9 protein-coding genes are annotated in these 11,950 nt (G+C 58.1%); 4 read left to right on the top strand and 5 right to left on the bottom strand.

What is annotated here, in order from left to right:
* The first annotated feature begins 9 nt into the window (after positions 1 to 9).
* From ACR0AG_RS10270 to ACR0AG_RS10260, 3 genes are read left to right on the top strand one after another with little or no spacing between them, the layout of a single operon-like run.
* On the top strand, positions 10 to 867 hold the full coding sequence (locus tag ACR0AG_RS10270) for a hypothetical protein (RefSeq protein WP_480838447.1): 858 nt from the start codon (positions 10 to 12) through the stop codon (positions 865 to 867).
* Positions 867 to 1,262 carry a cell division protein ZapA gene (locus ACR0AG_RS10265; RefSeq protein WP_480838445.1) on the top strand — a complete coding sequence of 132 codons (396 nt, stop codon included), beginning with the start codon at positions 867 to 869 and terminating at the stop codon, positions 1,260 to 1,262. The genes ACR0AG_RS10270 and ACR0AG_RS10265 overlap by 1 nt, the downstream gene beginning before the upstream one ends.
* The gene (locus ACR0AG_RS10260; RefSeq protein ID WP_480838442.1) at positions 1,259 to 1,609 is read left to right on the top strand and encodes an MliC family protein; all 351 of its coding nucleotides are present in this window, start codon (positions 1,259 to 1,261) and stop codon (positions 1,607 to 1,609) included. The genes ACR0AG_RS10265 and ACR0AG_RS10260 overlap by 4 nt, the downstream gene beginning before the upstream one ends.
* A 2-nt stretch (positions 1,610 to 1,611) precedes the next feature.
* Here the strand turns inward: ACR0AG_RS10260 and grxD are convergent, their stop codons facing one another.
* The 5 genes from grxD to ACR0AG_RS10235 all read right to left on the bottom strand — a co-directional run bounded on the left by grxD (position 1,612) and on the right by ACR0AG_RS10235 (position 8,310).
* Complete coding sequence (grxD, locus tag ACR0AG_RS10255; RefSeq protein WP_480838440.1) at positions 1,612 to 1,974, bottom strand: Grx4 family monothiol glutaredoxin; 363 nt, start codon at positions 1,972 to 1,974, stop codon at positions 1,612 to 1,614.
* A 225-nt stretch (positions 1,975 to 2,199) separates the two neighbouring features.
* A complete protein-coding gene (locus ACR0AG_RS10250) occupies positions 2,200 to 2,436 on the bottom strand; it encodes a BolA/IbaG family iron-sulfur metabolism protein (RefSeq protein ID WP_480838438.1) in 237 nt (78 codons plus the stop codon).
* 145 nt (positions 2,437 to 2,581) lie between these two features.
* Positions 2,582 to 4,741, bottom strand: coding sequence for a phosphoribosylformylglycinamidine synthase subunit PurL (purL, locus tag ACR0AG_RS10245; protein WP_480838436.1), 2,160 nt, complete (start codon positions 4,739 to 4,741; stop codon positions 2,582 to 2,584).
* Positions 4,742 to 4,895: 154 nt separating this feature from the next.
* Positions 4,896 to 7,136: a mechanosensitive ion channel family protein gene (locus ACR0AG_RS10240; protein ID WP_480838434.1), complete on the bottom strand. Its 2,241-nt coding sequence runs from the start codon at positions 7,134 to 7,136 to the stop codon at positions 4,896 to 4,898.
* A 265-nt stretch (positions 7,137 to 7,401) separates the two neighbouring features.
* A complete protein-coding gene (locus tag ACR0AG_RS10235; RefSeq protein WP_480838657.1) occupies positions 7,402 to 8,310 on the bottom strand; it encodes a LysR family transcriptional regulator in 909 nt (302 codons plus the stop codon).
* A gap of 169 nt (positions 8,311 to 8,479) precedes the next feature.
* Here ACR0AG_RS10235 and ACR0AG_RS10230 point away from each other — a divergent pair, with 169 nt between their 5' ends.
* On the top strand, positions 8,480 to 11,899 hold the full coding sequence (locus ACR0AG_RS10230; protein WP_480838432.1) for an indolepyruvate ferredoxin oxidoreductase family protein: 3,420 nt from the start codon (positions 8,480 to 8,482) through the stop codon (positions 11,897 to 11,899).
* Positions 11,900 to 11,950: the final 51 nt, after the last annotated feature.

Raw genomic sequence — 11,950 nt, 5'->3', positions numbered from 1 at the left:
GACAGGGGCATGAGCCAGATCGAAGAACTGCAACGTCGTATCGTGGCCGCGATGGAGCGGATAGGCACCGGGATCGATGCCCTGGGTCATCCCTCGGCACCGGTTGAGGGCGGCGATCAGACTTTGCGGGCAACGCTTGAAGAAGAACGCCTGGCGAATGCGCAGTTGGAAGAACGCCTCAAGGGCCTCAAGGAACGCCATGATCAGGAAGTTGATGCGATGCGCGTTGAATTGAACGCCCTGCGCAATCAACCCACCGCGGATGGCGAGACCGACAAGCTGCGCGCGGACCTGGCCGAGGCGACGTCAAAGCTGGCCAGTGTCGAAGCTGCGCGGGCTGAATTGGCCGAAGCCAAGGCCGCGTTGGACAACAGCGATGAGGTCGCCGTTCTGAGGGCCGAGATTGAAGCCCTGCAAGCCAATCAGGGCGCGTCCGAAGAGGTTGAGACCCTGCGCGGAGAGATCGCTCAGCTGACATCCGCCGCAGCGCGGGCCGAAGAACTGGATGCCGAATTGGCGAAACTACGCGCAGAGCTGGCCGACAGCGAACGCATCGAAGAGCTGAACGCCGAGCTTGAGATGCTGCGCGCTGAGCGAACCAGCCACGGGGCCGCGATGTCGCGACTGGATGATGATTTGCAGCGTCTGCGCAAAGCCAACGAAGAGCTGCGCACCGCTGTGGACGAATTGCGCGCGGCATCCGAAGGCGGTGTGCCGGATGCCGCATTGATTAACCGCGCGACGGCGGCTGAGCTTGAAGCGACGCGTGCGGCGCGTGCTTCGGATGCTGCCGAGGCTCATGCGGTATTGGCGCGGCTTGAGCCGCTGTTGACGCAGGCCAACCTGGCCGAAGGGGAGGTTGAGTAATGCCTGAGGTAACAATTCATATCGGCGGCCGCGGCTTTGAAGTCTCATGCCAAGAGGGTGAAGAGGCTTTTCTGCAAACGGCCGCGCGGATGCTGGATGACGAGGCGCAGGTTCTTGCCGATCAGATTGGCAGGATGCCCGAGGCGCGGATGCTGTTGATGGCCGGGCTGATGCTGGCGGACAAGACAGCGGGTCAGGAGGAGCGCGTCAAGGCCGCGGAAACCCGGCTTGCCGAGGTCGAAGCGGAACTTGCCGCATTACGCAACACCCCGGCGCCCGAGCCGGAACGGATTGAAGTTGCCGTTGTGCCGCCGATGGTGACCGACACTCTGGCTGAAATGGCGGCCCGCGCCGAAGCTCTGGCGGCGGTCATAGAAGAGAAATCTGCGAAATGAATACGCTCAACGCACTTGTTTTTGGCACCACAGCTTTGCTGGCTGCCGGTCCGGCGCTTGCCGAGATAGATATTCTGTCGGTCACTTTTTCCTGCGAAAACGGCGCGCAAGTGCCGATTTCCTATTTCAACAGCAGCGACGGTGCTGGTGCTGCGGCGATGGTCATCGACGGTGAACTGATCGCAATGCAGCAGGCCCGAAGCGGGTCGGGAATACGCTACGTATCCGTCGGGTCTGACGGAACTTATGTTTTGCGCTCAAAGGGTTGGGACGCGACGATAACCCATCAGGCGAATAGCAGCACAGCCCCTGAACGCATATTGTTCAAGGACTGCACCAGCAGATAGGATCAGGCGTTCGCTTCGCGGATCTTGTCGGCGGCATCTTTGTCATAGCTGACGGCGTTGTCGTCGAACAGCGTGTCCAATTCACCCGACAAAGTCATTTCGGTGATGATATCGCAGCCGCCCACGAACTCACCCTTGACGTAGAGCTGCGGCACGGTGGGCCAGTCAGAGTAATCTTTGATCCCTTGACGTACTTCTTCGTCCGCCAGGACATTCACGTCGGTGTAGTCAACGCCCATGTAATTCAGGACGCCTGCGACGCGAGATGAAAACCCGCATTGCGGCATCTCTTTGGTGCCCTTCATATACAGCACTACGTCATTGGCTTTGACGGTTTCGTCGATCTGGGTCTTAACGTCAGTCATTTCGCGTTTCCTTTTTTCTTCGATGGCTGGCGCAGTCGTTCACTTAAGAATCTCAGCCATATTTTCTTACAAAGGCCCGGCGTCTCATAGATCGTATAACACGCCAGTATCTGGGGCCGTATTTCATCAACTTGGGAAAATCACATACGATGATCGTGACTGAGTTCAAGATATCAAAGAGGATGAAAACAAGTCTCCAAAGAACCCAGCCGAACGCATCGTCCACTATTCCGGCACTTTGGTGGTCAGCGCCAGCGCGTGCAGTTCGCCGTCCGGGCCGTCCATCTTGCCTTTCAGGGCCGCATAGACGGCGCGTTGTTGTTGCACCCGGTTTTTGCCGCGAAAGCTTTCGTCCACGACCATAGCGGACATATGGACGCCATCTTGCCCGCCAACCTGGATGTCCGCATCCGGGAAACTTTGGCGCAGCAGGGTCTCGATTTCGTGGGCGCTCATCGGCATGTAGGTCTACTCCTGAAAGTCTTTCCCAAGATGTAGAGCGATGGGGCGGGGCGTGCAAGATGGCAGCGCCTCGGGAAAGTGGTAAATCCTGCACCTAGTGGCGGGCGCAGGATTTCCGTATTTGGAACGAGAAGAAGCTGTCAGGTTACGCGACGGCCTCGGCAAAGCTTGTGCGGAACGTGTCTTTCAGATCAGCCAACGGCGCTTCGGAGTTGCCGATCTTTACTGTTTCGCCGGTAAAGCGGCCCACCGAGACCAGCGGAACGCCAGCCTGACCGGCGGCGATCATCAGTGCCTCGGCCTGATCGAAGTTGCAGGCGACCAGATAGCGGGCCTGATCTTCACCAAACAGGAACTCGGTGGCTGCATCGTCCAGGCAAACGCCGACGCCCGCCGCCTCGGCCAGTTCGAACGCGGCCAGGGTCAGCCCGCCATCACCCAGATCGGTGCAGGCCTTGATCATCTGGCGGTTGGCGCGGATGAAATCGCCGTTGCGCTTTTCGGCGTCCAGATCGACATGGGGCGCGTCCCCGTCTTCGCGGTTGAACACTTCGGCCAGAAGGGCGGATTGGCCCAGATGGCCGTTGGTCTCGCCGATGACCAGCGCCACATGGCCGTCGCGGACCTCGTTTCCGATGATCTCATCCGCATGCGACAGCAGCCCAACAGCGCCAATCGTGGGGGTCGGCAGGATCGCCTGACCGTCGGTTTCGTTATAAAGCGAGACGTTGCCCGACACGATGGGCATATCCAGCGCGCCGACGGCTGCGCCGATGCCCTGAATGGCACCCACGAACTGGCCCATGATCTCGGGCTTTTCGGGGTTGCCGAAGTTCAGATTGTCGGTGGTAGCCAACGGCGTGGCGCCGACGGCGGTCAGGTTGCGATAGGCTTCGGCCACCGCCTGCTTGCCGCCCTCAACAGGGTTGGCGCGGACATAGCGTGGGGTGACATCAGAGGTGAAAGCCAGCACTTTGTCGGTGCCATGCACCCGAACCATGCCCGCGCCCAAACCGGGCGTGCGGGCGCTGTCGGCCATGACCATGGTGTCATATTGCTCATAGACCCACTGCTTGCCCGCATAGTTAGGCGAAGAGAGCAGAGCGCGCAGACCGTCGATCGGGTCGATTTGGGGCACATCCTCAAGCGGTGCGGCCTCGGGGGTCGGCTGCCACGGACGGTCATATTCCGGCGCGGTCGAGGAGAGTTTGGACAGAACGAGATCCGCCTTGACCTCGCCATTGTGCATGATCAGGAAACGGTCCTCGGCGATTGTCTCTCCAACAATGGCAAAGTCGAGGTCCCATTTTTCGAACACGGCGCGAGCTTCTGCCTCAAGCTCTGGCTTGAGGACCATCAGCATCCGTTCCTGAGATTCCGACAGCATCATCTCATAGGCGGTCATGTTCTCTTCGCGCTGGGGGACGTTTTCCAGATCAAGGCGCACGCCCAGACCGCCCTTGTCGCCCATCTCAACGGCAGAACAGGTCAAGCCTGCTGCACCCATATCCTGGATCGAGATCACCGCACCGGTTTGCATCAGCTCCAGCGTGGCTTCCATCAGGCGCTTTTCGGTGAAGGGGTCGCCGACCTGAACGGTGGGGCGTTTTTCTTCGATGGTGTCGTCGAACTCGGCTGAGGCCATGGTTGCGCCGCCCACCCCGTCGCGGCCTGTCTTGGCACCCAGATAAACGACGGGCATACCGACGCCGGAGGCAGCCGAGTAGAAGATCTTATCGCTGTCGGCCAAACCGGCGGCAAACGCGTTCACAAGGCAGTTGCCGTTATAGGCCGGGTGAAACCGCACTTCGCCCCCGACGCAAGGCACGCCGAAACAGTTGCCATAGCCGCCGATACCTTCGACCACGCCATTGACCAGTTGCCGGGTCTTGTGGTGGCCGGGTTCGCCAAAGGACAGCGCGTTCATTGAAGCAATGGGGCGCGCGCCCATGGTGAAGACATCGCGCAGGATGCCGCCCACGCCGGTCGCAGCACCCTGATAGGGTTCGATATACGAGGGGTGGTTGTGGCTTTCCATCTTGAACACCACCGCCTGACCGTCACCGATATCAACCACACCCGCGTTCTCACCAGGACCGCAGATCACTTGCGGGCCAGAGGTTGGCAAAGTGCGTAGCCATTTTTTGGACGACTTATAGGAACAATGCTCGTTCCACATGGCTGAAAAGATGCCGAGCTCGGTAAAACTCGGTTCGCGCCCGATGATCTCAAGGATCATGTCGTATTCTTCGGGTTTCAACCCATGGGCGGCGATCAGATCGGGTGTGATGGCGGGCTCTTGCATCTTCTGTCCTGTGTCCAAATGGGCCGAGATTGCGCGCCTTGTAGGGCAAGGTGCCGTCTGTGGAAAGGGTCAAGTCGGCGCAGGGCGGACCTGACAACGAAAAACGGGCCCGGCGAATAGGCCAGACCCGCTGAATGATCGTGACAAATCCGGATCAGGCCGGGGCCTGGCCCTTGTTGACGGCGTCAGCAGCAGCGGCACCCGCTGCGGCTTTCTGTTCGTCTGTCAGGTTGTCAGCTTCGTCCAACCCCGGGATCGCGACGCGGACTTCGCGGCGGGCAAAGTCGATGCCGTTTTCCTTGAACGAAGCCTTCACGCGGTTGAAGATTTCCTTGCGAAGCGTGAACTGCTTGCCCGGTTTGGCCATGAACTTGCCGCGGATGATCATGCCCACATCGTCAAAGTCGAACACACCTTGCGACTTGAAAGGCTGCAGGAAGCCGTCCTTGTGGGTCTCATCCTCCATCATCTCGGCACCGATCTTCTTGAAGATCTTCTTGACCTTGTTGGGATCGGTATCAAACGGCACGGTGAATTTCAGTTTCATGATGACCCAGTCGCGGCTGTAATTGGTCAGCTTTTGTATTTCACCATAAGGGATCGTGTGCACCGGCCCGCGGTGATGGCGCAGCTGCATCGAGCGGATCGAGATTTTCTCGACCGTGCCGGTGGTGCCGCCTACATCGACATATTCCCCCACGCGGAACGCATCGTCGATCAGGAAGAAAATGCCACCCACGATATCGGACACAAGTTTCTGGGCACCAAAACCGATGGCCAGGCCCAGAACACCGGCACCGGCCAGCAGGGGTGCGATATTGATGCCCAGAGCGCCAAGGGCCAGCAGACCAAAGATCACCGCAATCGTGACCTGCGCGGTCACCCGCAACAGCGGCAGAACCGTAGTCAGGCGCGAACCGCCTGCACCACCGCCTTCGCCGGCTTCTTCATCAGGGCTTTGCTCAGACGCTGTCTGTTCCTTGGCGAGGCGTTGGTTGATCCACAGCGAGACGACCTCGTTGATGATGTAACCGATCGCGGCAATGATGAAGAACTGGATCAGCTTGCTGCCGGATTCAGCACCGCCACCGGCGATTTCCTGAAGATCGAGGTCCCAGGCGCGGGCAATCATCAGGATCACGAAAATCCCCGCGATCACGCGACCGATACGGATATAGCTGCGTTTCGTGGAACGATAGGCACGCTCGGCCACCGGGCCAACGCCTTGCAGGGGTGGTTGCAGGTGGCGCACAAGCCCGCGGATCAGCGTGTCCAGGGCTGGGGCGCTGAGCAGCCAGAACATGGTGGCGAAATGTGCGCCCTGAACCAGCAATGCCAGCGATGTCGGGTTGCGCTGCGCAACCAGAAACTCAACCAGCAGCCAGATCACGGCTGACACACCGATGGCGAAGTAGGGGTAGTACTTAGCCACTTCCTCGTCAAAGCGCGTGTGATCCGGGTCGGTGCCCAGCATCATCTGGCTCAGCCCTTCGCGGGCTTTCCAGGCGATCACGCCGATATAGATGTGAATGCCCGCGTTCAGCCAGAAGCCGATGCGCGTTTCACCGCTTGTGATGCCGTTCAACCGGTTGAAGTGCAGCAGGAACAGGGTGAAGCCGATCAGAACCAGCAGGCCGATCAGGTTACGATGCAGGAACTGAGCCCAGTGGTTGTCGATATTGACCAAGCGGAATTCCGGCTTTTTGGGTGCAAGAACAAACCGGGATGCGGCGGCGCCAAGGCGTGGAATCCAGATCAGATAAAAGACAAAGGGCGCGGCATAGGTGATCTGTTCGGGCGACAGAAGGCCGCGACCAACAGCACGAATGACCACGTAAAAAACCACAAGCCCCGCGATTTCGCGACAGAAACGGCCAAACAGATAACGGACAGCCCCCCAAAGGTCGCCCTCGGCCACGGCTTCGTTTTGCACGTGCCAGCGGCGGGTCAGCAATTCGAACAGTTTTTCGGCGATGAAACCGACGACCAGAACGCTAAGGACGAGGCCCATTAGGGCAAAGGCCCCGGTGGTGCCGAATTTGCCGGTAAAGCTTTGGACGGCATCGACCTGAGCGTGGAAAATGTTGGGCAATGTCATCAGGACTTCGGTCCACGACGCCACCATCTCAGTCCAGATCTCGTTGATCTCGGTGATTGGGTCTTCGCGGTCTTCTGCTTCGGCTGCATTCTTTTCGGCGACCGCATCGAGGCGTTCGAGCAAAATGGACCGCACCTGATCATCCGACATACGCGCGACCAGATCATCAACCTGTTCAGGCGTCAGATCTTCGGGGATGGAAACGGACGATGACGAGGAACTGTCCTGCGCATAGGCCGGCATCGCGACAAATAGCGCCGATACCAATAACAGAACAAAGCGAAGTGAGTGGAACATTGATTAGCCCTCAAATACGGAATTTGGTCGTTTTTTCCGCATCATAGGGTTAGTCACAAAGATTTGACAGCTTGATCTGGCCGAATTGGCAAAAAACCAAAAAAAAGGCCGAGCACTAAGCTCGGCCATAGTCCAACAGGGAGGTATGAAGATGATGAGCGTTTCAGCATCACCGCCTTCGATTGCTGATTTAGGGATCAGTTTGTGAACGATCAAGGTGTTTCGGTCGTAAAAAGATCAAATCCGCTATGCTATGAGTGCATAACTACAATTTTCCCAATTGCCGCAATTGCTTACGGTGCGCGATGATTTCATCCTGAACGAAATCACGAAAGGCGGCGATCCGTTTCGAATGACGCAATTCCTCAGGATAAGCCAGATAGACCGGCACGTCGGCGCTCTCGATATCGGGGATGACAGGAACCAGATCCGGGAAATCTTCGGTTACGTAATCAGGCAACACTCCGATCCCCAGATCGTGCAAAACGCCCTGCAACACGCCGAAATAGTTGTTCACTGTCATCAGGGACCCTGGATTGTAGGTCATTAGGTGCCGCACCATGGATGCGCTGGCGCCAACCTGTGGGGCGGAGGGGGTCTGACAGATTAACCGGTGCTTGGCGATGTCTTCAAGAGATTTCGGTGGCCCGCCATGCGTGTCCAGATAGGTGCGGGTTGCGTATAGCAGCATCTGGACAGTCATCAGCCGCTTGCGCACCAGATCCGCCTGGCTGGGCTCTTTCATGCGGATCGCAACATCCGCCTCGCGCATGGGCAGGTCGAGGACACGCTCTTCAAGCATGAGATCGATGTTCAGGTCGGGATATTTTTCGTACAGTTTCGGCAGACGGGGGGCCAGCCAAAGCGTGCCAAAACCGAATGTTGTGGTCACGCGCAAAACGCCGAACACCTCATCCTCGCTGTCCCGGATACGGGCGGCGGCGGCATCAAGGCGCTTGGACATCGCAGAGGTCGCATCAAACAGCAACTCGCCCTGTTCGGTCAGAATCAAACCACGGGCATGGCGGTGAAAAAGGGTGGCATCCAGCGATTCTTCAAGCGCGCGAATCTGACGGCTCACGGCGGATTGAGACAAATTGAGCTTGTCACCGGCATGAGTCAGGCTGCCTGCATCTGCAACTGCGTGAAATATTCTAAGCTTGTCCCAATCCATCATCGCAACTTTCGTTATGTTGCGGCTGACCTATATGAAACACGTAACAATTTCCACAATCAAACAGGGAAATCGTTACGGATAAGGGGAAATTTGCTATACAGGTCAGCATTTGTGACCTAATATGCACGATATTGAAGCACACTAATCCGACGAGGGGAGACGTCAGATGAGTCAGCCGAAAGTTTCGCTTAACGACAGGTTCGACCTGTCCAAAAGCCCGGTATTGCTGAACGGCACACAGGCGTTGGTGCGATTGATGCTGATGCAAAAAGAACGTGACCGGGCAGCGGGCTTGAATACGGCTGGATTGGTGACCGGATACCGCGGATCGCCGCTTGGGGCCGTTGATCAGCAGATGATGCGCGCGCAAAAGCCGCTGACCGAAAATGACGTCACCTTTCAATACGGACTGAACGAAGACCTTGCGGCGACCTCCCTTTGGGGCAGTCAGCAAGCGGGGCTGCGCGGCGACGGCAAGTTCGACGGTGTCTTTGGCCTTTGGTATGGCAAAGGGCCGGGGGTGGACCGGTCAGGTGATGTGATGCGGCACGCCAACATGGCGGGCACCGCGAAACACGGCGGCGTGTTGATGGCCATGGGCGACGACCATACCGGCGAAAGCTCGACCGTGCTGCACCAATCGGAATGGTCGCTGGTGGACATGTACATGCCCGTGGTCAGCCCGGCGGGCGTGCAGGAGATACTGGATTACGGCCTCTATGGGTTCGCGCTCAGCCGTTTTGCCGGTGTCTGGGTCGGCCTGAAGACCATGAAGGACACGATCGAAGTGACCTCGGTGGTCGATGGATCACCGGACAGGATGCAGATCGCGACCCCTCAGTTCGATATGCCCGAGGGTGGGTTGAACATTCGTCTTGTGGACACACCACACCTGCAAGAGGCGCGAGTGATCGACTACAAACGCTTCGCGGCTGAATCTTTCTCGCATGCCAACAAGATGGACAAGAGGGTCTGGGGCAAGGCCGGGGCCAAGATCGGATTTGTGGCCGCAGGCAAGAACTGGTTGGACCTTGTTCACGCCATGTCCCTATTGAACATCGACGAGAACGAAGCCGAGCGTCTGGGCATCACAACATATAAGATCGGTCAAACTTTCCCCTTGGATATGAAAGGCTTCCATGACTGGGCCGAAGGTTTGGACCTGATCGTCATAGTCGAGGAAAAGCGCAAGCTGATCGAGGTGCAGGTCAAAGAAGCCATCTTTGACGACCGCCGCGGGCGCAGGGTCTATGGCTGGTACAAGGGCGGTGCCGGAGCCTTGCACCGGGAAGAGCTGTTCCCGACCCGTGACGCGCTTGACCCCATCATGATCGCCGAAAAACTGGGCGGTATTCTGTTGGAAGAGGGGCGCGATACCGACGGTGTGCGTGCGGGGCTTGCCAAACTCTCTGACGCCCGCCGCGCCGACAACGCACAAGAGATCGCTGCGCGACTGCCCTATTTCTGTTCGGGCTGCCCGCATAACAGGTCAACCAAATTGCCCGATGGCAGCCGAGCCTATGCGGGGATCGGTTGTCATTACATGGTGCAGTGGATGGACCGCGAAACCACCGGATTCACGCAGATGGGCGGTGAAGGAGCAAACTGGATCGGAGAAGAGCCGTTCTCGACAACGGGTCACGTCTTTCAGAACCTTGGGGACGGGACCTATAACCACTCGGGCGTGCAAGCGATCCGGGCGGCGCTGGCAGCTGGCACGACGATCACGTTCAAGATCCTGTTCAACGACGCGGTTGCCATGACCGGCGGGCAGGGAAACGAAGGCAGCCTGTCGGCTGAGCGCATTGTGGCCGAAGTCAAGGCGATGGGCGTCGAGAATGTGGCCCTGGTCTATGACGAAAAGGAAGATGTGAACTTCAAGGCTCTGCCTGCGGGGGTCGAGACATTCGAACGCGCCGATCTGATGTTGGTGCAGGAAAAGTATCGTGAAATCAGCGGCGTGTCCGTCATTGTTTACGTTCAGACATGTGCGGCAGAGAAACGTCGCCGGCGCAAGCGTGGCACGTTCCCCGATCCCGATAAGCGCGTGTTCATAAACACCGATATCTGCGAGGGCTGTGGCGATTGTGGCGTTCAGTCGAATTGCGTATCGATCGTGCCGAAGGAAACAGAACTTGGACGTAAACGGGCCATTGACCAATCCAGCTGCAACAAGGATTTTTCCTGCCTGAACGGGTTCTGCCCCTCTTTTGTGACGCTCCAAGGGGCAACTCCTCGTAAAGAGGCGACCACCGAGTTGGAACTGCCGGATCTGCCGCAACCCAATCTGCCGGTCATCAACGGCACCCATAACGTCGTGATCACCGGCGTTGGTGGCACCGGCGTCGTGACCATCGGGGCCATTTTGGCGCAGGCGGCGCAGATCGACGGCAAGGGCGCTGGCATGATGGAGATGGCTGGCCTTGCCCAAAAGGGCGGTGCTGTGCACATCCATTGCCGCATTGCCAACAGACCCGAAGACATCAGTGCAATCCGCGTTGCAACGGGTGAGGCGCATGCTCTGATCGGTGGTGATCTGGTCGTGTCTGCCGGGGCAAAGACTCTTGGCCTGACCCAGACCGGCGTGACCGGGGCAGTTGTCAACAGTCATGAGATCATCACCGGCGACTTCACACGAGACACTGAATTTCAGATCCCCAGCGATCAGCTTGAACTGGCTTTGCGCGCCCGTCTGAAAGAGGGCGTCGATCTGTTTGACGCCAGTGATTTGGCCAAAGCCGTTATGGGAGATTCGATCTATTCAAACATGATGGTGTTTGGGGCGGCCTGGCAGCGCGGGCTGATCCCGATCACGTTATCGGCCATTCAGGATGCCATCGACCTGAACGGCACGGCGGTCGAACGAAACAAGCGCGCCTTTGACATTGGTCGCTGGGCGGTTCTGCATCCACAGGATGTGCTGGGCGTTCTGGGGCAGGGCGTGACCGAGATGCCCAAGACGGTGGACCAGCGGATTGAGTTTCGTGTCAACCATTTGATCGACTATCAGGGCAAGGGATTGGCCAAACGTTATCGCAAGCTGGTCGATGCCATCGAAGATACGCAAGTGCGCGAGGCGGTTGCCCTGGGCTATCACAAACTGCTGTCTTACAAGGACGAATACGAAGTGGCGCGACTGCTGTTGCAAACGCGGGACAAGGCCGCAGCCGAATTCGAGGGTGATTTTGCGATGAAATTCCATCTGGCTCCACCCCTTCTGGGTGGCAAGCTTCGCAATGGCCGCCCGGCGAAACGGGAATTCGGTGAAAAGTCGCTTGGTCTGATGCGGATGCTGACGCGGTTCAAGCGCTTGCGTGGAACACCGCTGGATATCTTTGGCTATAGCGCTGAACGGCGGATGGAGCGGGCATTGATCCGTCAGTATGAGAAAGACATGAAAGAGGTTCTGCCGCAGCTTTCACCTCAGACCCGCGACGCCATTTCGGCGCTGGCGCGGTTGCCGCTTGAGATCCGGGGATTTGGCCCGGTTCTGTCGGAAAACGAAGCCAAGGCCGCCAAACGGCGTGAGGAGTTGTTGTCCGTCATCCGCAACGGGGGGCCGGAACTAAAAGCCGCGGCAGAGTGAAGTTTTACGTCTGTGTCATGTTCTATAGGCAAAAGTGTCACTTACCTATAA

Source organism: Ruegeria sp. H6 (assembly GCF_056532975.1).
Note: the sequence above shows the minus strand (reverse complement) of the source record. Positions and strands in the feature narration are given on the sequence as shown.